This window comes from Paenibacillus sp. PK4536 (assembly GCF_028594455.2).
GTDB classification, from domain to species: domain Bacteria; phylum Bacillota; class Bacilli; order Paenibacillales; family Paenibacillaceae; genus Saccharibacillus; species Saccharibacillus nuruki.
Map to the genome: position 1 here is coordinate 3,422,173 of NZ_CP126313.1, position 26,330 is coordinate 3,448,502.

Consider the following 26,330-nt stretch of genomic DNA (forward strand, 5'->3'; position numbering starts at 1 on the left):
TAGGCATTCAGGGTATGATAGAAGTGAAAATGAACACGTTAACATAATAGATTGAAGGAGGATATTATCAATGACATTACAGTCTGATCCACAAATCTATACGAACCCTATTATTCATGAAGATTACTCTGATCCTGATGCTATTGCGGTAGGGGATGATTTCTACATGGTGGCTTCTAGTTTTGCGCATGTTCCGGGATTACCCTTACTTCATTCTACAGATCTTGTACATTGGAAGTTGATTCATTATATTTTGCCCAAGTTAGAATTTCTAGAAGGTTCGTCTGATTATGATCAGCCTAGACATGGAGAAGGGGTATGGGCACCTAGTCTTCGCTATCAGAATGGACGTTTTTTGGTGTTTTTCAGTACGCCGGATGAAGGTGTCTTTATGTGCTCGGCAGAACAACCAACAGGCCCATGGACTGCTCCGCATATGTTGAAAAAAGTCAAAGGATGGATCGATCCGTGTCCATTTTGGGATGAAGATGGGCAAGCTTATCTTGTGCATGCTTTTGCTCATAGTCGTTCAGGGATTCGAAGTAAATTGCAAATGTTCCGTATGAGTGCAGATGGTCGTGAACTTCTGGGTGAAGGACAAATTGTGTATGATGGTGGATCGGTTCATCCTGTTATGGAAGGTCCCAAGTGTTACAAACGTGAAGGCAAGTATTACCTATTTGCTCCTGCGGGAGGAGTCAGTCACGGTTGGCAAGTTGTTTTGCGTGCTGACCATATTTTCGGACCCTATGAAGATCGAATTGTGTTGCAACAAGGAAATAGTGAAGTGAATGGACCACATCAAGGAAGTTGGGTAGAGACAGCGGCAGGAGAGTCGTGGTTTTTACATTTTCAAGATAAATATGCGTATGGACGAATTACTCATCTTCAACCGATGCAATGGGATAACGGTTGGCCTATTATCGGACAATATCAACAAGGGCAGACAGCAGGAGAACCTGTATCACAATGGCATATGCCTGTAACTCGTAATAACAATCCAGCTATCGAATATTCTTCAGAAAATCAAGCTTCGAATATCACATCTATGCAACCGTATTCACTTTATGAGGAACAGATCCAATTATTAGATGGAGCGACTCAGACTTTTGGATCACAGTGGCAATGGCAAGCAAATCCGCAACCAGACTGGTATGCTACCGATGATGAACATCAGGAGTTACGATTATATGCGTGTCCATTTGTATCTCGTGAAGTAGGATTATCGGACAAGGCGGTATTGTACGATGCTCCACAATTGTTGTTACAGAAGTTACCTTCATCCCATTTTACAGCGACGACCCGATTGCAGATAGCTCCCAAATCGATGACTGAGAAATTCGGACTCACTGTATTTGGACGAACATATACGTATTTAGCGATAGAGCAGAATGAAGATCAGCACTACCGTTTATCGTTAACACAAGGCTATAGTGATCAAGATGCTAAGGGGCAAGCGCTTGATCATCCGATTGAAGAAGACATTTGGCAGACAGATCTGCATGATCTACAGGTTAATCCTTCACAACCACATATATCTAATCCTATCTATCTGCGTGTATCAGTATGGTTAGATACCAAGCAAGTCGATCATCCTGCACCTGCAAGCACCGCAAGAGAAGATCAGATTCCGGTATCTATTTTGCATGCAGGGTTATCTCAATTTAGTTATAGTCTGGATGGTAGCCATTTTATTGATATTCCACATATCGAACCTATTCACCCCGGGCATTGGGTAGGTGCCAAAGTAGGCATATTTGCTGTGGATTTGAAAAAAAGAATAGAGCCATTTGAATTAACAAGTGATGATCAGGATACCATAGGATATGCAGAGTACAGCACATTTTTCATCGAACAACAGCATTAATAGATAGCCATAGATAAAATAAGCACATTTCAATTGTAAAGCCCCACCATTGATCTCTGATGAGTACAAGAGACGGATGGTGAGGCTTATTTTGTATATCTTTATTAAATTCTTAATATATAGAATCAATCAACAGACGATCAGATCGTAGAAAGAGCTTGAAATACATGATTAAATCCACGCTCTGAACGTTCCCATAATGACGTGATTGAATCGGTAGGCGGTTCTGGTGTGAGAATTTCTTGTGCCACCACACCCGTATAACCGATATCTTGCAAAGCTTGAACAAAAGAACGCAAATCAATGACCCCTTCAGCAGGATATAAGCGATCATTATCCAGCACTTGATCCATAGGAATATCTTTGGCATCGTTAATATGCACATGGACAATCTGATCTGCACGTAATTGACGAATATCATCCGCTGTAAATCCTGTTGTATAACAATGATAAGCATCGACCAGTAAGCCTACATTAGTCTGATCTATGGCATCAATCATTGTTAAGGTATCTTCCACACTATGAATAAATGGGTATTTCCAAGCAGTACGCAAGTGATGTGGCCCTACAAATTCTAACCCTAATCGAATACCATATGCATCCAAAATAGAAGCGATCTGACGTAAACGCACAATACTCTGCGCCATATAAGCAGCAGGTAATTCATCGGTAGCAGGTAAAATATATGTACAACAGCTTTCACAACCAAGTAAAGAAGCTTGATATGCTGTTGTAGCTACACGGGTTAATTGTTCACGAAAAAGGGATTCGGTCTGACTCCATTCTACAGGCAAGCCTATTGAACCCAATACGACATGATGATCTTTCAAAAGTTGTTGAGTTCCTTCTAATCCATACTTAGCAACTAATGTATCCGTACTCATATCGACAGCGCCAAATCCATACGTAGCCGCAGAACGGACTAATTCTTCAGGTGAAATGTGACCAAGTCCAGCCTGACTGATTCCTTTAATCATTAATAATCATCTCCCAATCGTGAATGATGGTTATAGTATTCGTGCCAAAGAGGTGGAAGTCCTTTATATCTATGGAAGATAAAAGGTATTTATTAGAGTGTTATTTTGATTCGAAAGAGCATTGGTTTATAATAGGGTGTATTCATTAAAGAAGAATGATCTCTTTCATCGAAGTTGATGCATAAAGAAAGGATTTTGCCCATAATGACCTTATTACGTCATAAAATAAGTTTGCTTCATTTTACTTTTTTGAGTGCAGTGATGGTATTGAGTGCGTGTTCGAGCACTTCAAAAACGATTGCACCTGAAGTATATTCAGTGCCACTTCAAAAAAATTCAGATCATATATCATCTACGACCAAGCCTACTGTAGAACCGACTACACAAAGTACGCCAACAGATCCGGGAACAACGATTGATTATGTCTTTTCAGCAGAAGGACAAAAGCCGGATCAGCTCATTATTAATTTAATCAATAAAGCACAGTCTACACTGGATATAGCTATCTACAATTTGTCACGAGAATCAATTGTTCAAGCGTTGGAATATGCGCAAAAGCGTGGTGTGCAAGTGCATATTCTCACGGATAAAACTAAAGTAGAAAAGAAATCACAAATCAAAGCGCTTCAAACATTAATAGAAGCAGGAGCAACGATTAAGATCAATACATTTGATGGTAAAATGCATGAGAAAATGTTAATTGTAGATCGTCAAATTGCTACTGTCGGTTCATTTAATTATACCGATGAATCAAGCGAAGAAAATGATGAAGTGTTAGTCGCTATTCATGATGCTAATCTGGCGGAAAAATGGTCAGTTATTTTTGAACATATGTGGAATGATCACAGTCGTTATGAGACTTGGATTGCGAATAATTAAACAATATGTCATTCATTTTCCTTTTATTAGATATTTGACTTAAAAAATGGTTTTTATTACAATGAGAAATATACTTCCTGATTAGGGGAGTATATTTTTTATATGTTTTTGTAAGCGTATACAAAATAAAAGGAGGCAATGTAATGAATCTATGGTCAATAAGTAAAAAATGGCTACCTCTTGTCTGTGGGTCTGTATTGTTCACTTCTTTATGGATGCCTGCATCGATCTCAGCATCTACAACAAATGATACTTCTTCAGCAATCCAGGTAGCGAATACCTCATCTTTTACACCCGGTGCGGTCTGGAATGATACGAATGGTGTACCTATTCAAGCACATGGAGGCGGAATATTATACAATCAGCAAGATGAGACCTATTACTGGTATGGGGAAGACAAGACCAATGGATACTTACCTGCACGTGGCGTTCATGTATATGCTTCCAAAGACCTTTATAATTGGGAAGATAAAGGATTAGCATTAACAGCCATTGAATCGGAAGATGATTTTACTAATGATCCAGTTATTTCTAAATTATATGCAGGACGTACAGATACTGCTAACATACTTAATGATATTGGAACGAATCGTATTATCGAACGCCCTAAAGTGATTTATAATGAAAAAACAGGCAAGTACGTTATGTGGATGCATACCGATGGGCCAAGTGCGACATCAACTGCTAATTATGCCAAAGCTCAAGCAGGCTATGCGCTGTCTGATTCACCAACAGGTCCTTTTGTATATGGAGAAGGATTCCGTATGGATCGAGCACCTAAAGATGCAGAGTACAATGGACAGCCCGATCAACCGGGGATGGCAAGAGATATGACTTTATTCAAAGATGATGATGGAACCGCTTATCTGGTCTATTCCAGTGAAGAGAATCTAACGATCTATATTTCCAAGCTAAACGATGACTATACCGACATTACAGGTTGGCACAAAGAAGGCAAAGCAGAACGAGATCAGGAATATCAATCGGTCTATGGTGAAGATTATGTGCGTGTATTCCCGGGAGCACAGCGTGAAGCACCAGCGATGTTCAAGCACAACGGCAAGTACTATATGGTGACTTCTGGAGCGACTGGCTGGGACCCGAATGTTGCTAAATATACAGTAGCTGATCATATCTTTGGTCCGTGGGCGCCGTTGAAAAATTTTGCACCAGATAGTCAGACTACATTTGGTTCGCAAAGCACACATATTATTCCGGTAGAAGGAGCACCTGGTAAATTTATCTATATGGGAGATCGCTGGAAAAAAGATAACCTCAAAGATTCACGTTATATCTGGTTACCTATTAAAATAGCAGACGATGGTGCAATTACATTATCTTGGCGTGATGAATGGACGCTAAACGATCTGTAATAATGTTACCAAATAGCATTTACATGTATTTCACATGATTCGTTATCGCCTTTAATCTTGAAAGAGTACGATTCATATATACTCTGAATCATAGAAAGAAGGCGATCGATCATGATTAGTCAGATGCTGAAGCCCCTGCTAAGACAAGCGAGAACAAATGAAGCTACGTCTTTGCAAGCAGTGGCGATACCTTCATTTCCAGATAGTCGTCCACCTGAAGACACGTTAACCCTTACTGATCTTCTTCGTAGTGCTCCTCAAGTCACAACCAAGCAGACATGTGAACAAACGCTTAAAGTCATGTCCAGTTATCCTGAAGCTGAAAGTATTGTAGTCTGTGATAAGCACAATCATCCAGTAGGTATCGTGATGTGTGCTCGCTTTTTCTTTCGTGTGAATAGACGTTCAGGCATGGATGGATTTCAGATGCAACGAATTGTGAAGTTGATGACACAAAAGCCTCTTATTGTTGATGTTCATCATAATGTAACTGATGTACAACAGCTTGCAGAGCAGCGTGCTGAATATTTCCGCAATGATAGTGTGATTGTTACCGATCAAGATCATCTGGTAGGTATTGTGACAGCCAATGATCTACGTTATGGTTATCGCAGTTAATAGAAAATGTAGATGATAACAGTAATTGGAGCTGTCCTTAAGGACGGTTTTTTTGTATGAACATTGATCATATTTGTTAGCAACGCTCTACTCACATATATGGTAAAATACATATAACCTATCCCAATTTGAAGGAGCAGATACATATGAAAATCGAAGATATTTTTGGGAATTTGCCTGTACTGGAAACAGAAAGAATGATTTTACGTCCGATTACGATGGACGATGCAGAAGATATGTACGCTTATGGTTCTGATCCAGAAGTGACTCGTTATGTCACATGGCATGCACACCAGTCGATCGAAGAGACCCAACAGTTTATTTCCTTTTTACTTGGAAAATATGAAGAAGGCGCTGTCTCTCAATGGGGGATTGAACATAAAGAATCCGGGCGCTTGATCGGTACAATGGGCTTTATCAATTGGAATACCAAACATTTTAAAGCTGAAGTCGGTTACGCTCTTTCTAGAGAATTTTGGAATCGTGGATATACTTCAGAAGCGATGAAAGCAATTATCGACTTTGGCTGGAATCAAATGAAATTGGTACGGATCGAAGCTCGTTGTATGCCTGATAATATTAATTCTGCACGAGTCATGGAGAAAGTCGGCATGCAATATGAAGGCTTAATGCGTAAAAACTTGTATGTTAAAGGACGTTTTCATGATGCCAAAATTTATGCGATTGTAGCTGATTAATCGGCAAACCGCATTCAAGAAGAGTTAGCTTCATTTGACTTGCCTGAAGAACAATTTGATTCCAACTATCAGAGCAAAGAATGATGCACTATTTTTTGTGAATAGAGGGGTTGGTTAGAGATGAGTACTATTCGATTTGCACCGATAGAAGAACAGCATTTGCCTGAAGTGTTGTCGATTTATAATCATTATGTAGAGCATACAACCGTATCTTTTCATACGGAATTGTTATCGTTGGCACAGATGCGCGCGCAGATTATGAATGTACCTGCTCATTACAAGTCTTATGTGATTATCGAAGAACAGGATACACAGGATAATTCTGTAGTCTCTAATGCTGAACCTACACCTGTAATCGCTGGCTACATCTTAATCACTCCACACAAAAATAAACAAGCATATGATGTTACAGCAGAAGTAACGATCTATCTAAAACCCGGTCAGACAGGCAAAGGATTAGGCGGAAAATCGCTCACTTTTCTAGAACAAGCAGGCGTTGCAAGTGGATTTCATGTGTTAATTGCAACGGTATGTACAGAAAATGCAAATAGTATCGCTTTATTTGAACGATATGGCTATGAGAAATGTGCTCATTTTCGTGAAGTTGGTTATAAATTTGGTCGGCGGCTCGATATTGCTAGTTATCAGAAAATTATTGGCTAGTAAATCGTTTTTTATTCATGATTTTGTGAGATCAATTATCATTTTGACGTACTGCTTTATTCTTTGACATCACTAAATGATAATCATTATATTTTGGAAACGAATAATGAACAGGATTTAGACCCGAGTACCTGAGTTTTTCAGGTACTTTTATTATAGGTTGTAGTCCTCAACTATAGACCTTAACTTGAAAGGGATTTGATCATGTTTTTGAAAAAGCAAAAGGTACATAAGCAAGGACATGTATATACGTATTATCGTATTGTAGAATCGTATCGAGATGAACAAGGCAAGAACAAGCATCGTACTGTTAAATATTTGGGTAAATTGTCTGACGAAGAAGTAAGTGCTATTACTGAGCAGTTAAAAGAAAATCGTTATCCATTTTCCAATCCAAACGATGTATCTATTCCTGAACACAAACAACATACGCATATCTTATCTCGTAAAGTATGGATTCCTTTGTCATTGACGATCATCACTTATCTACATCATCATCCTAAAGAATGGACAGTTGCAGAATACGATACTTTGATGATGATCAAAGAAGGACAAGCAGATGTCCAGCTTCAAGGCAGTCACTTTACGATCAAAGCGGATCAGATTTTATTTTGTCCAGCTGGAAGTGGTGTATTTCTATATAATAATTCTTCACAACCTGTCCAGCTATTGAAACTTATGTTCCAAAACGTAGATAAGCATGCATCTTCTTCTTGGTCTAGCGATGGTCTAGCTACGATCATACCTGTACATTCCCCTTTGGAAATGCAGCGCTTAGGCAAAGAATTACTAGCAACCGTAGATCAGCCAAAAGAACTGTCTGTAGAAAAAGAGCTGTATAGCCAACTTCTTTTTTATCAACTATTACATTTGATATGGAACCATCAGTCACCAGGGACAGAAGCAACTAATCTGAATATGATACAGCAGGCTACAGATGAGGTAAGGATGTATTATCGTGAAGAGATACGGCGTACGGTTATCGCTGCTCGCTTAGGGATTACACCTGAACATTTTTCTCGTATTTTCCGTAAGCATAAAGGTATTTCGTTTACCGATTATGTCTACCGCTGGCGAATGAATGCCGCCAAAAAAGACCTGCAATATTCTAGTGCAAGTATTAGCGAGATTGCTAGACGTAACGGATATCCGAACGAGCATTATTTTAGCCGTCGGTTTAAGTCTTTATTTGGTCTATCGCCCAAGCAGTATCAATCGTCTGAGAAGCAGTATGCTACGTGGAATTATCCTTTTACAGCGATGCTTCTTCAACTTGGTATGGTTCCCCAAGCAGGGTATTTGGAACAATGGAAATGGGAGAAGTATCATCAACATCTGGATCTAAGCACGATGATTGTATTGCATGATAGTCTAGAGCAATCTATACAGACGATGAATGATGTACAGCCGGATCTTGTATTTGCGTATGAAGATAATCTGGGTAGATTCATATTAGAAGAATATGTACCTGTACAAACTCTCTCTATTGAACATCACAACTGGCAACAACAATGGTTGTGGTTAGCGGAGCAGGTAGGCAGGCTAGAACAGGCACATCAATGGTTAAATGATTGGGATCGGCAAATACAGCAAGCGAGAGAACAATTATCCTCGTTTATCGGTATGGATGAAACAGTAGGTATCTACAAAATCGTCTCAGAAAAAATATATGTATACGGTGATCGGCGCAGTATGGGTGGGCCGCTTATTTATCAACAGTTACATCATCATCCTCCTGCAATCGTACAAGAAGATATTATAGATCAGAATTTGATCAGTAAAGAAGTGACTTTAGCAGAATTAAGTCGATATGCAGCAGATCATATGATTGTGATTTATTATCCAGTTGAAGGCACATCAGAAGTCGCTTTGGAGCCTGTAATGGAATCTTTAGAGTGGCAACAATTAGCAGCTGTACAGAATCGACAATGTTATACTATGGATCGCAATATTTTTTATGGATTTGATCCTTGTTCACAAGAAGCACAATTAAAATTATGGTTACAACAGTTCATATCATGATTGTCATGATAAATGATCATATTTGTGCATAGACGTTATACGATAGACTTGTTATGATTCCACCTGAGAATGATTATCAATTAAATCGCAGGGGGACATTATGAATTATTACAGATATACAAAAAAGACTATCATTACAGGTGTACTATTGTTATGTATAGCACTGGTATTGGGAGCTTGTAGTAGTCGTACAAGTACTACTTCAGCAACAGAGAGTCAACAGACGAACACAGAATCATCACAGTCTGCAACACGAACGATCGACACAGCTAAAGGGAAAGTGACTATCCCTACTCACCCCAAACGAATTGTATCTACCTATTACCATGGAACACTGATTGCACTTGGACTGACTCCTGTAGGGGCAAACAAAGAGTGGTGGATGGGCAGTCCATTTTTGAAAGAACAAGAACAATCGATTAGTGATATTGGTACACCCACTTCTTTGGAAAAAGTAGTTGAATTAAATCCTGATCTGATCGTTATTAACGATTTTGATGTCGAAAAATACGAAGAATATTCCAAAATTGCTCCAACGATCTATGTTCCTTATTCTTCCTACCATAATCCCAAAGAAGAAATACAATTATTCGGTACATTATTAAATCGCGAAAAAGAAGCAAAGGCATGGTTAGATCGCTATGATCAGACAGCTGAACAAGCACGTGAACAAATTAAACATATAGTAAAACCGGGACAAACTGCGGCACTTATTAATGTGCGGAGTAAAAAAATAGCTGTACTCGGTGAAAATTATGGGCGTGGCGGATATGCTATCTATGATGCGCTCCAATTAAAACCATTAGATATCGTGCAAAAAGAAGTGATTGATAACGATGCACAGATCAAAGATATCTCCCTTGAAGTATTGCCAGAATATGCGAATGCTGATTATATTTTTATTTGCTTTAATAATGATGCGGAACAGGTTGATAAGAGTTCTATTCTGGATAACCCTTTATGGAAAAGCTTGCCGGCTGTGAAAAAAGGACAGGTCTATATGTTACCTTATGACACCTATGCTTACTATGATCCTGAATCAATTATTGGTCAGATCGGATTAATCAAAGACATGCTGATCGATAAAAACAAATCTTAATGATATAGACTTCTTTTACAGGATATCCTGACTGCAATGATAGCGTCTCATGCCTATCGTTGTTCAAGCAGGATATCCTTTTTTGTCGATATAATTCATTAGCGCAACAACTGAATTTCGTGAACATCGCACGGTCTGTTATGATAAAGGATAAGTGAATACAGAGTAGCTATAGCAACAAGGAGGAACAGAGATTGAAGGAACATATTTTAATCGTAGAAGATGAACACAAAATTTCTCGACTGTTGCAGATTGAACTGGAAGCAGAAGGGTATGATATTTCACAAGCTTATAATGGAGCACAAGCATGGGATCTGTATCAAGAAAGTACGTATGATCTTATTTTGTTAGATGTGATGTTACCCGAAATGAGTGGTATCGAAATTTTGAGACGGATTCGTGGTGTGGGTGGCAATATACCTGTTATTTTATTAACCGCCAAAAGTTCTGTTGAAGATAAAGTAGCCGGTCTGGACTTGGGAGCGAATGATTATATTACCAAGCCTTTTCAAATCGAAGAATTATTAGCTCGTGTACGTGCAGCTCTACGGCAACGTCCACAGACTGTTCCGGTTATCGAAGACAATGATGGAGTCTGGTTAACCGCAGCAGACTTACGTCTTAACGAAGGAACCCGAGAAGTAATCAGAGGTGAGCAACAGATTGAGCTCACACCACGTGAATTTGATCTGTTAGCTTATTTGCTCAAAAATAAACGGCAAGTACTGAATCGGGATCAGATTGTCACTGCGGTCTGGGGATACGATTATTACGGAGATACCAATGTCGTAGATGTCTATATCCGTTATGTACGCAAAAAAGTAGATCAAGATCCTGAACGCGAACTGATTCATACAGTACGCGGAGTAGGGTATGTTATTAAAGATAATAGTTAACAGAAAGGATACAGGATGAAGCTAAGAAGTAAAATACATTTGTATTCTTCGGTGTTATTTGCCTTGTTATTTATTTTAACCAATGTGCTGGTCTATATTGTGTTTAGCCGCTTGTCGATCAATGAACAATTGGTACGAGTGGAATCACAGACCAACAAAACAGCGGACAATATTCGGCAAATCGCAGGTTCGATGACCACAGCCGATCTATTACGTGCTTATGTTCCTGTAGATGGAATGATCCGTATTGTCACTGAAAAAGGAAATAATTCATTAGTCGTAACTTCTTCTTCGGAACAAGAATTAAGTAAGCGCACCGTAAGCTATAGTAAAGAATTACAATCTCAAAAAATTACGTATAATGCGAATGGGTATGTATTCGTATCTATTCCTGTGATCTGGACGGACGGTTCTGTTGTGAATGTGCAAGTGACAGAAAGCCTGCATCAGACAGAAAATTATTTGCAGGTACTTCGAATCGTATTGATTACAGTCACAGGGTTAGCCATGATTCCGGTTATTTTATCAGGTCATATTCTAGGACGAATTATTATGCGCCCTATTGGAGCCATGACTTCAACGATGAGTGAGATTAAGCGAAGCGGGCGATTCAAGCGTTTGGAATTAGATCCTAAGTCCAAAGATGAATTATTAGAAATGGGTCAGACATTTAATGCAATGATTGATCTACTTGAGACCAATTATGATAAGCAAAAACAGTTCGTGTCTAATGCTTCTCATGAACTCAAAACACCGCTCACCATTATTGAAAGTTATGCCAGTCTGTTAAAGCGTAGAGGGATGGATCGTCCAGAGCTATTCCATGAGTCGGTTGATGCGATTCATTCAGAAGCGGTACGTATGAAAGAAATGACCGAGCAACTGCTGTTATTAGCCAAGCACAAAGAACAGTGGAATTTATCGATAGAACCTTTGCATTTAGCTGAAGAAATTGATCAATTGGTCAAAGGGTTCCATAATGCATATCAGCGTCAGATTGATGTTCGTATTTCCCCTGAATTGCTAGCCAAACCGTCGCTACTATTGATTCAAAATGATGCTGGTAAATTGCGACAATTGTTGTTCATTTTATTAGATAATGCTCGTAAATATAGTCAGAATCCGATCGTGATTGAGATTGAAAATGATCAACCCATGTCAGAGCATGCAGGTACAGTGAAGATACAGCGTAGATGTATTCGAATTATTGATCAAGGAATTGGTATTCCTCAAGCTGAATTATCCAAAGTATTTGACCGCTTTTATCGGGTTGATGAAGCACGTAGTCGTACCGATGTAGGAGGATCTGGACTAGGTCTGACTTTAGCTTTAGAAATAGCAGATGCGATTGGCGCTACGATACGTCTGGAAAGTGTAGAAAAAGAAGGCACAACAGCGATTGTCTCGTTACCTGCTATTTTTGTACCCACAACTACCGTGTTCTCAGCAAATTCTAATGAAGAGCCTGTATAATAACGATGCAATTAGAAATTATATTGAGGAAGTGATCCATAAATGCGACGAAGAGAGATGCAAAGAACAGCATCACCTGCTACTCATACAGTAGCAACTGTTATCAAAGACAGACGATGGTGGATTGCCGGAGCAGTCGTGATTTTATTAATTTTAATGTTTTTAATGACATTATGGTGGAAATCTATAGCACAAGCGAGCCCTGTTTTAACATCAACACAAGCCAAAAATGTAGTACTCAAGCAATATCCGGGTAAAGTAACAGAGACTGCATTAAATAATGGAATCTATACAGTTCAGTTACAATCGGATCAAGGCATGTATCAAGTTCAAGTCAACGGTAACAGTGGAGCGATTCAATCGATTCAACAGATCGGACAATCGACAGTAGCGACCACTACACCTAATAGTACGAATACAACAGATTCGTCTAGCTCAGATTCATCCAGTTCAACAGCAACCGAGCCAACGACTTCTACTACTACACCGGCAACAACAGATAGCAGCAATAGTACAAATACATCATCTGCTGAAGATTCGACAGATACAAGCGATACTACATCGACACCGACTGAATCTTCACCACCGACTTCAACTACTGAAAATAAAGATAGCAGTAATGACAACAGTGGAATAGCTAATAACCAACCACCGTCTAATGATCAGCCAGCTATGGGTACACCTGATCCGAACCAGCCGCCAGTCGGTGCGCCTGCGTCACCTGAAGATCAGCGAGATCGCAAAGATGATCGTAAAGACAAAGAAAAGCCTAAAGATAAGAACAATTCATCCAAACCTCCTGTATTGATTTTAAAAGAAAAAGATGCAGAGCGAATTGCACTGACTCAAGTACCCGGTAAAGTGGATGATACCGACTATGAAGATGATGAAGATAAAGGACAATCGTATTACTTGGTCGATATTGATACGCCAGATGAAAGAGAAGCTACTGTACAGGTGAATGCGATTTCTGGAGCAGTCATGTCTGTCACATGGGATGATGTTGACGATTCCGACAACGAGAACTAAGAAGAAGTTCATAATAATTAACGTTCTCATCAAATTCTAATCTTGTTGTAATCGACATCTCATTTGTAAGCTTTATATTAATAGCAGAGGCAAGAACAAGTGAAAAACATATTACAAAATTATTAGGAGGAACATAACATGATGAACAAAAAATTAGGTATCGGTGTATTATCAGCAGCAATCGCTTTGGGAACAATGGGAACTGTGACAGCAGCGACTACGAATAATTCAAGTAATTCAAATAGTGCAACAGCAACAACAAGCAAATTAATTGGTGAAACCAAAGCGAAGCAAATCGCATTAACGAAAGTACCTGGAGGTACGATTGATGGTGTAGATTTGGAACGTTACAATAATGGCAAAATGTACTATGAAGTTGATGTAGATAAAGCCAATTCTACTAAAGATGTAGATGTTCATATTGATGCAGTTACAGGTACTGTGTTGAAAGTGGTCAACGATGATAATGACGATGATGACAACGACAACCAGACGGCTACAAACAATGCCAACAACAAGGTAAAAACAGTCGCACAAGCTAAAGCCATTGCTTTGAAAGCTGTAAAAGGTACAGTGACTAAAGTAGATCGTGATAGTGATGATGGTCGAGTGACTTATGAAGTTGACTTGAAAATCGCTGGTGGCGAAGCAACTGTAGAGATTGATGCAGCTACAGGTAAAGTATTATCAGTCGATAAAGATTATGACAATGATGATGACAACGACGACTACGATAACGATTAATAGGTAACAAAGCTTATAACTAGCAAGCTTATAATTAAATAACGATAAGATCTAAATAAGCTCTTATTCTGAAAGTAATCGATATGATTATTTTACAGGGTAAGAGCTTTTTGCTAGACTAAATACATAATTTACTTAACTATTTAAAAAAGTAAGCTATACTTATTAAGGGTTTTATTCAAGAAAATAGATGACCGCCTAAAATTTATAACTTATAATACGTTAAACAATTACTTAATAGGTTAATAAATAGATAACTATTATTATCAATCTATAAAAAAGATAGTGCATATAGGAAGGAAGAAAGATGACTCATGCATAAAATTCGAAGAGAAAAAATAATAGAAGGTACCACTATTCCTGGATTTATCCGTAATGGACAATACTTTTATATCAATGTAGATATCTATGAAGATGGAATGGTGAATTGTTGGGAACTGGCTGATCTCAAAGGCGTGCGCGAAAAGATTGATTTGGAATGGTTAACACCACAAGTACCTGACGGAGAATCTATTTCCGTTTTTGGCTTAGGGGATTATCGCACGATTGGCGGTTCATGGAAGCACGATGCACAGAGCTATTATGACTACATAACGGAGTTAGTACAGCAATTGAATCCGGGTATGCATAATATCTACGAAGTTTCTTTTGCCGAAAAAATGAAAAAAGAGAAATATAAAATTGTAGAATCACCTTATGCCCAAGATTTCTTTGTAGAGTCTGAAGTAGGATATAAAGTCGTTACAGGAGAAGGATTTTTTATCTTTATGAAGTATGAAGGTATTGATTATCTGGTATACCTCACGGTATATAAAGACGGTACGATTGAATGTCAAAATGCTGTTTTTCAAAAAATATTAAAGTTAGAAGAGTTAGAAGAATTATTTAGCAACGGCACCTTTTTTACAGAACTCGTAGAACCGACTAAGATTACACTCGATCATCTCGGTGATGTAGTAATGGTCAATGGAAGTTACATTATAGATATTGAGGATAAATACAAGCAAGTACTCGACATTTATCAAAAGTTAAACAAGCATCCAAGCTTATATGATATTTGTAGAAATCGGTATTATGACTATTTAGAAAATCCAACAGTAGAGAATAAAGAATATCTACGTAAAGCTTATGAAGTGATTCCAGAGAATGAACGTCCTCGTGTAGCCAAAACGCAAGCTCAACATGAAGATTATATTCGTATTCTATATACGGATCAAAAAAGAGAAGTTTAAATACAATAAACCCCTTGTCCTGTAAGTGGATAAGGGGTTTATATATGGAACGAACAATCGCTGTGATGAGATCGCTCAATCTTGGGATTGAATGTATTCATGAGTCCATCCTTTATTATAACGTGTGATGTTCAAGCAGATCATGCCGATTGCGAAGCTCTAAGTGAAAACGGATGCTTTGCAGTAGAACTGGATTATTCTCAATCTCTGCTTCTTCAATACGTTCTTCTTTCACTGGATCAGGACTGCACAGAAATTGGGTCATCCATAGAGATAAGTTATTATCGTTATTCATAAGTAAACCCTCCTCGGATGAAATAGTAGTTGACTCAAAAAATCAGTAGATCAATACAGAAACTATAATGATCTATAACTTGTATGCTGTTTCTGTATAGTTATTATATCGTGCATACTTTAACGAAATGTGATGGCTAGCTTAAAATAACATTAAATTATGCTACAAATAAGACAAAATAAAGGGAATGATTGAATATACATCTATTTATTTCCTATTATTGTTAAATATTTATGTACCATCTCATGCTAGTGTTATATGGTATACGTTATAGATTGGATATCGGATGTATGTATTTCATAGCAAATAAAGCGACTGTGCCAGAACAATAATGTCTGGTTCAGTCGCTTTATTGAGTTCGTATGTGAATGATTATGACTCCGTATGAGGAGGGGAGAACATAGAGGACTCCCGTACAATCAGACGATGAGGAACAATATGACGCTGTGAAAGTAACGCATGATCATCTCCACGAATCGCTTGAATCAATGCTTGCGAAGCTGTATATCCAAGATGATAAATACCAATATCTATACTGCTTAGTGGTGGAGTCGATAATTCAGCAAGCGCAATATTATTAAAACTCACTATTGAGATGTCATCAGGTACTTTATAACCCAATTCATGGAGCCCACGCAAAATTCCAAAACTGACAATATCATCGACAACCACAAGTGCTGTTGGACGTTCAGGCAAATTCATAAAAAAGGACATTGCCCGATAACCACTTTCTTGCAAAAATTCTCCTTCCACAATCCAATCATCCCGTAAAGGAAGACCTACTTCTTGCAACGCTTGTCGGTAACCGCTCATTCGATCAAGCGATACGACGAGCTCAGAAGGACCACTTACAAAGCCAATCCGTCGATGCCCTAATTGGATCAGATGACGGGTAGCATCTGCCGCCGCTTCTATATTGTTGGTATCGACAGAAAGAACATTCGCATGTTGCTCACTGCGTCCAATCAGTACCGTTGGGAATTCTTTATCACTTAGGAAATCAACAACCGGATCATTTTGACGAGAATAAAGTAAGATCGCTCCATCAATACGTCCACCAAAAACTAAGCGAGACACGGCGTCTACTTCTTCCTTTTCACTAGCGCCTGAAGTGAGGACGACATCATATCCACTTCGATTCGCTTGGGTCACAATACCACGTATTAATTCCATAAAAAAAGTATTCAAAAACAACTCTTCCGCAGGCTTAGGTAAAATCACACCTAAACTTTTGGTTGTTTTGGATACTAGACTTTTCGCCATCATATTCGGATGGTAGCCCATCTCCTCCATAATCTCTCTCACTTTTTCTGAGGTAGCATGGCTGATTCGCGGATGATTAGACAATACACGCGAAACGGTAGAAGGAGATACGCCTGCTCTTTTGGCGACATCTTTGATCGTAACCGACATGTGTACCTCCCTGGTCATGGTTTTTGGGATATTGAGAACCATCACTATCTGTATTATCTATGTTAAAACATATGCTATACGGATGTAAACTGCAAAATATACACACTTCCAAAGAAAATAGGCGATATTTTATGATTTTCAGAGAAATAGATAGGATATAAGCAATTATATCTGCAAAAAGCCAGAATATGGCGTTAAATTGTTTGTGCAAACGTTTTTACAATTTCCATATTTCAGTTATGATGGATTTGCTGGATAAAGCGCTTACTTATAACATCATTTACCTTTAGTGGTGATTATTAGACTTTTATGGCTGAAGAAAAGGGTATCATATGCTAATATGAACAAACGTTTGCGCAAATGATATAGTCAAAGTACATAGGCAACAAACCCTTGATAACAGTACATAATTTTAGCGCTCGCCATCATACTATAGAGCGGAGGAAAAAAGAATGATGAATCGTAAAAAGTGGGGAATCATGAGTTGTTTATTAATTATGATGTTAATAGTGTCGGCATGTAATAGTGGTGGAGCAGGAACAACTACACCGGGAACAACCACAGATCCTGCAACAGCAGCCGATCAGCAAGAAATGGTACCTGAAGAAGGCGCCAAACTTACCGTATGGGATAGTGGCGATCAGAAAACATTTATCGAAGCAGCCGCTAAAGCTTTTAAAGAAAAATATAATGTAGAAGTAAGCTTTGCTGAAGTTGGACCAGACAAATCGATGGGTCAAATGGTAACAGATGGACCAGCAGGTGTAGGTGGAGATGTATTCGCCGGGGTTCATGATCAGATTGGTCAAGGGGTATCCGCAGGCGTTGTGTTGCCTAATGACTGGTTCGAAGAAGATACCAAATCACGCAATAGTGAAATTGCGATCAAAGCGTTAACGTATGACAATATGTTATATGGATATCCCAAATCGGTAGAAACCACAGCCGTTTTCTACAACAAAGACTTGATCAAAGAAGTACCGCAAGATTGGAATGGCGTAATTGATTTTGCAAATACATTTAACGATACAAAAGCGAATAAATTTGCGATCATGTGGGAAGTTGGTAACGGATACTATGTATTCCCATTTATCGGTGGATACGGTTCCTATGTATTCGGCAGTGATGGTACAGATGCAACAGATATCGGTCTGAACAATCCAGCAGCTATTGAAGCAACAACATTTATTCAAGGATTGAACAAAATTCTTCCGCTTAAAACATCAGATATCAATGCAGATATCAAAAAATCATTATTTACGTCTAACAAATTAGCAATGAATATCAGTGGTCCATGGGATACAGGTTCACTCAAAGAATCGGTTAAAAATATCGGTGTAGGCATGTATCCAAATTTGCCAAATGGTAAACCAATGACTCCATTCTCCGGTGTAAAAGCTTATTTTGTAAACGCTTATACGAAGTATCCGAATGCTTCTAAATTATTTGCAGACTTTATTACTTCCGAAGAATGGCAGACTAAGAACTTTGAAATGAATGGAGCTCTTCCATCCAATACCAAAGTAGCTGAAAGCGAAAAAGTACAAAGCGATCCGATTGCATCTGTATTTTTGAAACAGTTTGAAAATTCAGTACCGATGCCTTCGATCCCAGCAATGGCGCAATTCTGGTCTCCAATGGAAGCAGCAATGTCTTCGATCTGGAACGATAATAAAGATCCAAAAGCAGCACTGGATAATCTAGTTAGTCAAATGAAGAGTAATATCGAGACAGGGCAATAACAATGGGGAACGTATCGATCCATCCTGAGCGAACAACAGGTGTAGGAAGTGGGCTTATAGCAGCGATCTTGTCTGCGCTGATTATGGGACTCGGGCAAATGGTTAATCGTCAGTGGGCGAAAGGAATTATTTTCCTGATTGCTGAACTGGTAAGTGTCTATCTGATTATTACCAGTCTGGCGAACAATATCTGGGGGTTGATCACACTTGGTGATCAGCCTTCCCGTATGGAGAAAGTTGGCAGATTGTATCAGAACGTACCGGGAGATCATTCGATCTTTATGATGATCTACGGACTGGTCGCACTATTGTATATTGGTTTATTGATATGCTTCTATATTGCGAATATCAAAGACGCTTATCGTATTGGTAAAAAGCGCGAACGTGGCGAACGTGCCAATACATTCCGTCAGACATGGAAAATGATCGGTAATCAAGGGTTTCCTTATTTGTTACTGACTTTACCAGCGATTGGCGTATTAGTGTTTACGATTGTTCCGATTATTTTTATGGTATTAATGGCATTTACCAATTACTCGGCACCCGATCATATTCCAGCTAAAAATCTAGTCGATTGGGTAGGGTTCCGTACATTTACCAATCTATTAACACTCAAATCCTGGAGTCATACGTTTATTGGTGTACTTACATGGACGATTATCTGGGCAGTGGTTGCGACAGTCACTACATATTTCGGCGGTATTCTAGTCGCATTACTGATTGAGCAAAAAGGGATCAAATTCAAAGGCATGTGGCGTACGCTATTTATTTTGCCGTATGCAATTCCGCAATTTATCTCTCTACTAATTATGCGTAATCTACTGAACTTCCAATTTGGGCCGATCAACCAATACTTGCGGATGATGGGTCTGGGTTCAGTACCGTGGCTGAATGATCCATTCTGGGCAAAAGTGACCGTGATTCTAGTAAATATGTGGATCGGTATTCCCGTGTCGATGATTCTTGTACTGGGTGTACTGACAGCGATTCCGCGTGATCTATACGAAGCGGCAGAAGTGGATGGAGCGACAGGGTTCCAGAAGTTCCGCAATATTACGATGCCATTCGTATTGTTCCAGACGGCTCCGATCTTAATTATGCAATTTGCAGGCAATATCAATAACTTTAACGTGATTTTCTTGTTAACAAATGGATTACCAGCCAATGGAGATTATGCGTTTGCAGGTAGTACCGATCTATTAGTTACATGGCTCTATAAGCTAACTCTTGAAAATCAGCGTTATAACTTTGCTTCAGCGATCGGCATTATTATCTTTATTATTATTGCGGCATTCTCGCTCTATAACTATCGACGTAGCCGTTCCTTTAAAGAGGAGGATATGATCCAATGAGAAAACAACAACGTGTCAAATTGGTGTTCAGTTACATCTTGCTTGTACTGATCGCGATTGGCTGTATTTATCCAGCACTCTGGATCATTTTATCCTCACTCAAAGAAGGCGATTCGCTCTATAGTGAGACATTGATTCCGCAAAAATTAACATTAGAGCATTATATGGACTTGTTCCGTTCGCAATCGGACAAAGATTTGCCTTACTTAAAATGGTATTGGAATACGCTCAAAATTGCCATTACGAGTATGATTTTAGGAACGCTTTTCCAAGTGCTAACCGCATACGCCATGTCACGCTTCCGCTTTAAAGGCAGACAAACGATGATGTCACTTGTACTGATTCTAGGCATGTTCCCGGGATTTATGAGTATGATTGCAGTGTATGTTATTTTACTACAAATGAACTTACTGAACTCGCCGTGGGCGCTAGTACTGGTGTATACCTCTGGTGCAGCACTGGGAATGTTTGTGGCTAAAGGCTTTTTCGATACGATTCCAAGAGCATTAGAAGAATCGGCTTTGTTGGATGGTGCAAGTCATTTTCAAATCTTCAGTCGGATTATTCTACCGTTGTCGATGCCGATTATTACGTATATTGCATTGACGACATTTGCCGGTGCATGGGTTGACTTTATCTTCGCCCGTCTGATCTTACGTTCGAGGGAGAACTGGACATTGGCGGTAGGGTTGTATGAGTTGGTCAATACGTATTCAAGTACAGAGTTTACCCTATTCGCCGCAGGCTCGGTGTTGGTGGCGTTGCCGATTACGTTGTTGTATATGTTCTTGCAGCGGTTCTTGGTACATGGATTGACGGCAGGGGCAACGAAGGGGTAATTGGCAATAAAAAAGACAGGCTTATCTCATATGATTGAGATAAGTCTGTTTTTGTGTATTCGGAAGTAGTAATAGTAGAATAGAAGGGGAAAAAAGTTGGCTTTGACGATTAGAATATTGTGTCCTATGATGGGAATAGAAGTAAAGTGTATTGGCTTTGCAGTGAACGATTTTTTTGTCGAATCGGCTGTAAGCTAGACAGGGAAAGGGATTTGAACGTTTTTGAACAGTTGTCTATTTTCCTCATTGGAGGTTCAATGCAAAATGGAAAATTTCAATTGGGAAAAACGTTGATGTACCAAGGGTTTTTGAGTGTGAAATTTTGGGGTTTTATATGCACGTAGTGGGATTTAAAGTTATATCCAGCATTGATCATCAACACGTTGCCACGTGTTTTATATGCACGTAGTGGGATTTAAAGACCGGTACAACAGCCTGGTCGGTCAATATGGACGGAAGTTTTATATGCACGTAGTGGGATTTAAAGATCTTCTGTCTGTTTTACATCATCTATCGTTCCGATCGTTTTATATGCACGTAGTGGGATTTAAAGGAATTTTTGCAAACCGCTCAGTCGGGTGGCATTCCTGTTTTATATGCACGTAGTGGGATTTAAAGAATGTATGACCGTTCCGAATAGTACGTAGTAAATGAGTTTTATATGCACGTAGTGGGATTTAAAGACTACAAAAGGATCTTGCTCCTGGGTAAAAGCATTCGTTTTATATGCACGTAGTGGGATTTAAAGATATGTTGTAATAGTACTTTAACGGTGTAGAACTATTGTTTTATATGCACGTAGTGGGATTTAAAGTTATTATGGCAGATGGTCGTTTAGTTAAAGGGAAGGGGGTTTTATATGCACGTAGTGGGATTTAAAGTGGGATTGTGTGAGCTGTGCGGTCAGACATGGGCTGGTTTTATATGCACGTAGTGGGATTTAAAGAACGTTATAGTATTTCTGTCTAATTGTTTTCACTTCAGTTTTATATGCACGTAGTGGGATTTAAAGGCTGCACTAGCAGCTATTGCAATGCATGAAACAGGTAAGTTTTATATGCACGTAGTGGGATTTAAAGCAATCAGCTCGTGAGCGTTTATACGCTCCGCGCGAGTTTTATATGCACGTAGTGGGATTTAAAGAACAATTGGAAGTTTCACATTGAGGAATTAGCTTCACGTTTTATTTGAACATAGCGGGATTTAAAGGATGTAGGAGTGCTAATTCCTTTTGAAATTATTAAGTTTTATATGTACGTAGTGGGACTTAAAGACATAACAAGTGCAATTGGCTATATCTCTTTTTGGTAGTTTTATATGCATATAGTAAGTAGTAAAAGGGTGTGAGTAGGGGAAGGGTATCTCTGTTTCACCACTTTGCTTTATAATCGTTTTACATATTTAAAATCAAGTAGTTAATTGCTACATATAAAATGGCACATTTTCAAACGGACATTGAAATGAAAATCTAAATCTAAATTGCATGCTCAAAAGACTCGCCTATGCTTTAGTGCATATTAGTGAGTCTTTTCTGTATTTCTACTATTAAGTTCAAAACTAGTATTATTCGTTTTTCTCGATTACCATCAATTCGGATAGATCATCTATTTCTAGAGCATCAGCAATTTTGATGAGTGTTCTCAAATTAACTTGTTCACGGATATTACGTGACATTTCAGAAATGGCTGCTTGACGTACGCCCGACATTTCTGCAAGCTTCATCTGTGTAAGACCACGCTCTGCCATCAATTCATCTAATTTTATTCGTATCGTTCTCATTATGTAGTCCTTCTTTCCATCATATTAAACTGTTACAAATGCAAAATAAAGACATAAAGTCTTGAATTGAAGATTGACTCTATACTAAAAGGCGTATATAATCATTTTTATACTAATAAGCGGATAATAGTATTGATTATTTTATCTGGGGATATATTCAATCACATCTTTTACTTTGTGTTGTAGATTCATACATATTTGATTTCTCAAATTAAAAATTCGATTTATTGAATATATCCAGATTAGCTTATCTCAAATCATTAGTTTGCTCAAGAAATAGTTTTATTTGTTATGTTCAAATATAGTTTTAACTTTTAAGGAGACATAATCATGGAAAATATACTTCGTCACAATCAGATAAAGTCTGCTTTTCATCAATTCATGTCGATACGAATGGACGAGATTGGAAGCAGTCATCTAGCGAGTCTGGGAGAGTATCAGTCATTAATGAAAGATGTACACAACTTCTCGAACACATTTCTAATCAAGTTCCTGCTGAAGTAAAAGAACTCTTCTTAACCTACGAAGAAAAAATAACTTTAGTTCAAGGATTAGCAGAATCCACTATGTATGAGCAAGGATTAAAAGATGGATTACAACTTCATTACATATTTGAAGATGTGAAATAATTTTTGTATTTACAAAAAGACACATCGCTTTTGTCGGGTATGGAAGAATTGTAGGAGTAAGAAGGCAATACTCCTAATCTTTAAATGAGGTTTTATTGTAAGTGATTAAAGGGGTCAATATAGAATATACTTTCCTTTTTTTTAGTACTTTATTATAATTTGGTAAAGTCAGTTTATTACTATTTTGCAGTGATCGATTTTTTTGTCGAATCGGCTGTAGGCCAGACAGGGAAAGGGATTTGAGACTTTTTATACACTTGTCTATTTTCCTTATTGGCGGTTCAATGCAAAATAGAAAATTTAATTTAGGAAAAACGTTGATGTAGCAAGGGTTTTGAAGTGTGGAATTTCGGGGTTTTATATGCACGTAGTGGGATTTAAATGCTTCTAGCCCAACTGGTGCTCGTTTAGTATATAAAGTGTTTTATATGAACTTAGTGGGATTTAAAGCATAAATAGACACATCTGCAATCCAAGACAATAAGAAGTTTTATATACACGTAGTGGTAGTTAAATATATGTAATGTAGTCATAATTTTTATCAAGGTAAAAAAGAAGACAACTCCTATTTAGGAATTGTCTTCTTTTTGTTTTCCTTTGCGGTATTCAAAAATATCACTGACTTGATACTCTTGACCCGTAAGTTCGCACAAAGCGTCTAGCAGATTAGTAAGCATCACTAAATCGATCCGTTTTGTTTTATTATCGTGCATGTCATAAATCGTGTTAGGTCTTATTTTAGCTTCGCGAGCAAGTGTATTTCTTGAGATACCTGCTTCTTCTAAAACTTCAGCCAGTTTTATATAAATGGGCATATGTAGCACCTCCAACACCTCATTATAGCCTAAACATCTATAATATTGAATTAACGATTGAAGTTTAACTTTAGAAGCGTTATATTATCTTTAGGAGTTAAACTATAAATGATATGAGAGGTGTATAATGATTAATTTAGAAAAAATTAATATTAAAATGAACTCATATGGAAATGATTCGAATATAGAATTTATTACAGGATATATAATTGGAAAAGAACATGCCATGTTTATAGATGAATATAACACACTTTGGATCAGACGAGTTCAGCTATCTAGAAATGGTGATGTGAAAGAATATATTCATGATGTTGATTATGGAGGAGTCATTTTAGTCACTGATTTAAAAAGTAAAAAAGCTCAAGAAATAGAAAAATGGTTTACATATCTAAAGAGTATGAATGCTTTAGAATTTATCATGAAAGATTTCCTAGAACAAGGATCAGGAAATTTAGGATTAAGTGGTCTAGTGTATGATTTGAAAAACGAACAAGATTAGTTCAAAATTTTATGTTAAAATTAATCGTGCATGTTTAGTGATCTGAACAAGTGGGATATAAAAAGTCAAAACTATATCATAAGCAAACAATTTTATATGAACGTAGTGGAAAAAAGGAGTAAAGCAATGGATTTTAAAACCATTTGCTTTACTCCTTTTTGTATAGAAATGTTATTTATAAATTAGTGATTAAAAATCAACAGAAATAAACATACTTGTATTATCATCAAAACTTAGTATAATAAAAATATGATCCAAGTCAAAACTACATCTTATAAAAAATTATTTTTAAAATAAAGGAGGTAGCAAGATGAAAACATTTCAAAATTCGATGACTATTTATTTGATGATTTTGTTAACTATTGTTGTCATTATGATTTTGAAATAAAAAAGGACTACTTCAATTTAACAATTCAAGTAGTCCTTACGAATCCCACCGCCAAGTAAAGATTCGACCTTATTTCATTATCTATCATTTTACCTCATTTGTCTGTAATAAGCTATTTTTATCAAGGCATCTGAATTAGATGCCTTGATTATCTAAAGTATAGTGTAAATTATTTATATTTACACTATTATCTCAATAATGATAATATGGGACTATATTCCTTTTTATATAGTTCTAAAGGTCACTAACTAAATTTACCTAAAAGGAAGTGAACTTATGCGCTTGAGCGTAACATACGAAGTCGCACGTATAGCAGTCAGTTATCGGTTTATAGTGTTGTCAATCTTAAAAGAAGCACTAAAAAAATCAAATCGTGGCTATTATGAATCTCTTTATATTGAGAATGAAGGCAAAATGAAGCCGTTCGCCACAGCAGTATATTTGCGTGATTTTACATATGTAGAAGATGAGATTCATTTGAAAAGCCTCACCATCAATATTACCTCCGCAGATATGTCATTTATGCTTCACCTATTTAATGGATTGCAACGGCTAACAACGTATACTACCTATCATGAGACTTGGACACGCTTAAATATTCAGATGTTACCCGAGACTGAAATTCAAAGCGAACAGGTTTATTTTTCTACGTTATCTCCAATCTTAATCGAAAATAAAGAGGGGCAACCTCTTCATCCTGACCAACCTGAATACGTAACAGAGTTCGGTTATTATGCAGCACTCCGTATTCAAGAACTTACAGGACGTAAACCTTATCGTCCAATTGTAATCGAACCACTACAGATGAAGCGTGTGGTAATCAAAGAGTCTAATTCTACATTCCGTAATCAACATACAGGTAAGAAAAATTTGTATTTTACGGCTTATCGTGGACATTTAAAGTTAACAGGGCATCCAGATGATCTGCAATTTCTATATCAATCTGGCGTAGGAAAGCGAGCTTCACAATCATTTGGTATGTTGGAATATGTGAGAGAGGAGTGAATGT

The 26,330-nt window shown here is 37.9% G+C and carries 24 protein-coding genes and 1 CRISPR repeat array; of the genes, 19 read left to right on the forward strand and 5 right to left on the reverse strand.

Going from position 1 to position 26,330, the window contains the following annotated elements; translation table 11 throughout:
• Positions 1–70 precede the first annotated feature (70 nt).
• Complete coding sequence (locus PO903_RS15375; protein WP_273593849.1) at positions 71–1,867, forward strand: glycoside hydrolase family 43 protein; 1,797 nt, start codon at positions 71–73, stop codon at positions 1,865–1,867.
• A 140-nt stretch (positions 1,868–2,007) separates the two neighbouring features.
• Here PO903_RS15375 and PO903_RS15380 read toward each other — a convergent pair whose 3' ends face one another.
• Positions 2,008–2,844 carry a sugar phosphate isomerase/epimerase family protein gene (locus PO903_RS15380; RefSeq protein WP_273593850.1) on the reverse strand — a complete coding sequence of 279 codons (837 nt, stop codon included), beginning with the start codon at positions 2,842–2,844 and terminating at the stop codon, positions 2,008–2,010.
• 204 nt (positions 2,845–3,048) lie between these two features.
• Here PO903_RS15380 and PO903_RS15385 point away from each other — a divergent pair, with 204 nt between their 5' ends.
• The 12 genes from PO903_RS15385 (at position 3,049) to PO903_RS15440 (ending at position 15,570) form a co-directional block, all read left to right on the forward strand.
• Positions 3,049–3,723, forward strand: coding sequence for a phospholipase D-like domain-containing protein (locus PO903_RS15385; RefSeq protein WP_161594306.1), 675 nt, complete (start codon positions 3,049–3,051; stop codon positions 3,721–3,723).
• 143 nt (positions 3,724–3,866) lie between these two features.
• Positions 3,867–5,096, forward strand: a complete 1,230-nt coding sequence (locus tag PO903_RS15390; protein ID WP_273593851.1) for a glycoside hydrolase family 43 protein — start codon at positions 3,867–3,869, stop codon at positions 5,094–5,096.
• A 111-nt stretch (positions 5,097–5,207) separates the two neighbouring features.
• Positions 5,208–5,714, forward strand: a complete 507-nt coding sequence (locus tag PO903_RS15395) for a CBS domain-containing protein (RefSeq protein ID WP_273593852.1) — start codon at positions 5,208–5,210, stop codon at positions 5,712–5,714.
• A gap of 146 nt (positions 5,715–5,860) precedes the next feature.
• Positions 5,861–6,412, forward strand: coding sequence for a GNAT family N-acetyltransferase (locus PO903_RS15400; protein ID WP_069328405.1), 552 nt, complete (start codon positions 5,861–5,863; stop codon positions 6,410–6,412).
• 120 nt (positions 6,413–6,532) lie between these two features.
• A complete protein-coding gene (locus tag PO903_RS15405; RefSeq protein WP_273593853.1) occupies positions 6,533–7,075 on the forward strand; it encodes a GNAT family N-acetyltransferase in 543 nt (180 codons plus the stop codon).
• 204 nt (positions 7,076–7,279) lie between these two features.
• Entirely contained in the window at positions 7,280–9,097 is a 1,818-nt protein-coding gene (locus PO903_RS15410; protein WP_285097246.1) for an AraC family transcriptional regulator, read from the forward strand.
• A 100-nt stretch (positions 9,098–9,197) separates the two neighbouring features.
• Positions 9,198–10,196 carry an ABC transporter substrate-binding protein gene (locus PO903_RS15415; RefSeq protein WP_273593855.1) on the forward strand — a complete coding sequence of 333 codons (999 nt, stop codon included), beginning with the start codon at positions 9,198–9,200 and terminating at the stop codon, positions 10,194–10,196.
• 194 nt (positions 10,197–10,390) lie between these two features.
• Positions 10,391–11,092 (forward strand): response regulator transcription factor, encoded by a 702-nt coding sequence (locus PO903_RS15420; RefSeq protein WP_069328400.1) that lies wholly within the window; start codon positions 10,391–10,393, stop codon positions 11,090–11,092.
• Positions 11,093–11,107: 15 nt separating this feature from the next.
• Positions 11,108–12,565, forward strand: a complete 1,458-nt coding sequence (locus tag PO903_RS15425; RefSeq protein ID WP_273593856.1) for a sensor histidine kinase — start codon at positions 11,108–11,110, stop codon at positions 12,563–12,565.
• A 42-nt stretch (positions 12,566–12,607) separates the two neighbouring features.
• The gene (locus PO903_RS15430; RefSeq protein WP_137225034.1) at positions 12,608–13,594 is read left to right on the forward strand and encodes a PepSY domain-containing protein; all 987 of its coding nucleotides are present in this window, start codon (positions 12,608–12,610) and stop codon (positions 13,592–13,594) included.
• Positions 13,595–13,732: 138 nt separating this feature from the next.
• Positions 13,733–14,338, forward strand: a complete 606-nt coding sequence (locus PO903_RS15435) for a PepSY domain-containing protein (RefSeq protein WP_273593857.1) — start codon at positions 13,733–13,735, stop codon at positions 14,336–14,338.
• A gap of 314 nt (positions 14,339–14,652) precedes the next feature.
• Positions 14,653–15,570 carry a DUF7638 domain-containing protein gene (locus PO903_RS15440; RefSeq protein WP_273593858.1) on the forward strand — a complete coding sequence of 306 codons (918 nt, stop codon included), beginning with the start codon at positions 14,653–14,655 and terminating at the stop codon, positions 15,568–15,570.
• 115 nt (positions 15,571–15,685) lie between these two features.
• Here the strand turns inward: PO903_RS15440 and PO903_RS15445 are convergent, their stop codons facing one another.
• Together PO903_RS15445 and PO903_RS15450 are read right to left on the reverse strand one after the other, a co-directional pair.
• Positions 15,686–15,865 (reverse strand): hypothetical protein, encoded by a 180-nt coding sequence (locus PO903_RS15445; protein ID WP_069328172.1) that lies wholly within the window; start codon positions 15,863–15,865, stop codon positions 15,686–15,688.
• 372 nt (positions 15,866–16,237) lie between these two features.
• The gene (locus PO903_RS15450) at positions 16,238–17,278 is read right to left on the reverse strand and encodes a LacI family DNA-binding transcriptional regulator (protein ID WP_273593859.1); all 1,041 of its coding nucleotides are present in this window, start codon (positions 17,276–17,278) and stop codon (positions 16,238–16,240) included.
• A gap of 452 nt (positions 17,279–17,730) precedes the next feature.
• On the opposite strand from PO903_RS15450, the gene PO903_RS15455 reads away from it, so the two are divergent.
• The 3 genes from PO903_RS15455 to PO903_RS15465 are packed head-to-tail and all read left to right on the forward strand — an operon-like array spanning position 17,731 to position 21,211.
• Positions 17,731–19,020 carry a sugar ABC transporter substrate-binding protein gene (locus PO903_RS15455; protein WP_069328174.1) on the forward strand — a complete coding sequence of 430 codons (1,290 nt, stop codon included), beginning with the start codon at positions 17,731–17,733 and terminating at the stop codon, positions 19,018–19,020.
• A 2-nt stretch (positions 19,021–19,022) separates the two neighbouring features.
• Entirely contained in the window at positions 19,023–20,372 is a 1,350-nt protein-coding gene (locus tag PO903_RS15460) for a carbohydrate ABC transporter permease (RefSeq protein WP_069328175.1), read from the forward strand.
• Positions 20,369–21,211: a sugar ABC transporter permease gene (locus PO903_RS15465; protein WP_069328176.1), complete on the forward strand. Its 843-nt coding sequence runs from the start codon at positions 20,369–20,371 to the stop codon at positions 21,209–21,211. Before PO903_RS15460 ends, PO903_RS15465 begins: the two co-directional genes overlap by 4 nt.
• 327 nt (positions 21,212–21,538) lie before the next feature.
• Positions 21,539–22,484: direct repeats of the CRISPR family, unit length 29 nt; unit sequence GTTTTATATGCACGTAGTGGGATTTAAAG.
• Positions 22,485–22,774: 290 nt separating this feature from the next.
• On the opposite strand, the gene PO903_RS15470 is transcribed toward PO903_RS15465, so the two are convergent.
• The gene (locus PO903_RS15470) at positions 22,775–22,990 is read right to left on the reverse strand and encodes a helix-turn-helix domain-containing protein (protein ID WP_273593860.1); all 216 of its coding nucleotides are present in this window, start codon (positions 22,988–22,990) and stop codon (positions 22,775–22,777) included.
• 330 nt (positions 22,991–23,320) lie between these two features.
• Here PO903_RS15470 and PO903_RS15475 point away from each other — a divergent pair, with 330 nt between their 5' ends.
• Positions 23,321–23,494 carry a hypothetical protein gene (locus tag PO903_RS15475; protein WP_273593861.1) on the forward strand — a complete coding sequence of 58 codons (174 nt, stop codon included), beginning with the start codon at positions 23,321–23,323 and terminating at the stop codon, positions 23,492–23,494.
• A gap of 694 nt (positions 23,495–24,188) precedes the next feature.
• Here PO903_RS15475 and PO903_RS15480 read toward each other — a convergent pair.
• Entirely contained in the window at positions 24,189–24,434 is a 246-nt protein-coding gene (locus PO903_RS15480; protein WP_273593862.1) for a helix-turn-helix domain-containing protein, read from the reverse strand.
• A gap of 127 nt (positions 24,435–24,561) precedes the next feature.
• On the opposite strand from PO903_RS15480, the gene PO903_RS15485 reads away from it, so the two are divergent.
• On the forward strand, positions 24,562–24,933 hold the full coding sequence (locus PO903_RS15485; protein WP_273593863.1) for a hypothetical protein: 372 nt from the start codon (positions 24,562–24,564) through the stop codon (positions 24,931–24,933).
• 664 nt (positions 24,934–25,597) lie between these two features.
• Complete coding sequence (gene cas6, locus PO903_RS15490; RefSeq protein WP_273593864.1) at positions 25,598–26,326, forward strand: CRISPR-associated endoribonuclease Cas6; 729 nt, start codon at positions 25,598–25,600, stop codon at positions 26,324–26,326.
• Positions 26,327–26,330 lie beyond the last annotated feature (4 nt).

Excerpts from the sequence above, each read along its gene's own strand:
- PO903_RS15395 (WP_273593852.1), top strand. The coding sequence starts at position 5,208 with ATGATTAGTCAGATGCTGAAGCCCCTGCTAAGACAAGCGAGAACAAAT.
- PO903_RS15405 (WP_273593853.1), top strand. The coding sequence starts at position 6,533 with ATGAGTACTATTCGATTTGCACCGATAGAAGAACAGCATTTGCCTGAA.
- PO903_RS15455 (WP_069328174.1), top strand. The coding sequence starts at position 17,731 with ATGATGAATCGTAAAAAGTGGGGAATCATGAGTTGTTTATTAATTATG.
- PO903_RS15480 (WP_273593862.1), bottom strand. The coding sequence starts at position 24,434 with ATGCCCATTTATATAAAACTGGCTGAAGTTTTAGAAGAAGCAGGTATC.
- PO903_RS15445 (WP_069328172.1), bottom strand. The coding sequence starts at position 15,865 with ATGAATAACGATAATAACTTATCTCTATGGATGACCCAATTTCTGTGC.
- PO903_RS15460 (WP_069328175.1), top strand. The coding sequence starts at position 19,023 with ATGGGGAACGTATCGATCCATCCTGAGCGAACAACAGGTGTAGGAAGT.
- PO903_RS15470 (WP_273593860.1), bottom strand. The coding sequence starts at position 22,990 with ATGAGAACGATACGAATAAAATTAGATGAATTGATGGCAGAGCGTGGT.
- PO903_RS15465 (WP_069328176.1), top strand. The coding sequence starts at position 20,369 with ATGAGAAAACAACAACGTGTCAAATTGGTGTTCAGTTACATCTTGCTT.
- PO903_RS15475 (WP_273593861.1), top strand. The coding sequence starts at position 23,321 with ATGGAAAATATACTTCGTCACAATCAGATAAAGTCTGCTTTTCATCAA.
- PO903_RS15440 (WP_273593858.1), top strand. The coding sequence starts at position 14,653 with ATGCATAAAATTCGAAGAGAAAAAATAATAGAAGGTACCACTATTCCT.
- PO903_RS15425 (WP_273593856.1), top strand. The coding sequence starts at position 11,108 with ATGAAGCTAAGAAGTAAAATACATTTGTATTCTTCGGTGTTATTTGCC.
- PO903_RS15450 (WP_273593859.1), bottom strand. The coding sequence starts at position 17,278 with ATGTCGGTTACGATCAAAGATGTCGCCAAAAGAGCAGGCGTATCTCCT.
- PO903_RS15375 (WP_273593849.1), top strand. The coding sequence starts at position 71 with ATGACATTACAGTCTGATCCACAAATCTATACGAACCCTATTATTCAT.
- PO903_RS15400 (WP_069328405.1), top strand. The coding sequence starts at position 5,861 with ATGAAAATCGAAGATATTTTTGGGAATTTGCCTGTACTGGAAACAGAA.
- cas6 (WP_273593864.1), top strand. The coding sequence starts at position 25,598 with ATGCGCTTGAGCGTAACATACGAAGTCGCACGTATAGCAGTCAGTTAT.
- PO903_RS15380 (WP_273593850.1), bottom strand. The coding sequence starts at position 2,844 with ATGATTAAAGGAATCAGTCAGGCTGGACTTGGTCACATTTCACCTGAA.
- PO903_RS15385 (WP_161594306.1), top strand. The coding sequence starts at position 3,049 with ATGACCTTATTACGTCATAAAATAAGTTTGCTTCATTTTACTTTTTTG.
- PO903_RS15415 (WP_273593855.1), top strand. The coding sequence starts at position 9,198 with ATGAATTATTACAGATATACAAAAAAGACTATCATTACAGGTGTACTA.
- PO903_RS15435 (WP_273593857.1), top strand. The coding sequence starts at position 13,733 with ATGATGAACAAAAAATTAGGTATCGGTGTATTATCAGCAGCAATCGCT.
- PO903_RS15410 (WP_285097246.1), top strand. The coding sequence starts at position 7,280 with ATGTTTTTGAAAAAGCAAAAGGTACATAAGCAAGGACATGTATATACG.
- PO903_RS15390 (WP_273593851.1), top strand. The coding sequence starts at position 3,867 with ATGAATCTATGGTCAATAAGTAAAAAATGGCTACCTCTTGTCTGTGGG.
- PO903_RS15485 (WP_273593863.1), top strand. The coding sequence starts at position 24,562 with ATGATTAATTTAGAAAAAATTAATATTAAAATGAACTCATATGGAAAT.
- PO903_RS15430 (WP_137225034.1), top strand. The coding sequence starts at position 12,608 with ATGCGACGAAGAGAGATGCAAAGAACAGCATCACCTGCTACTCATACA.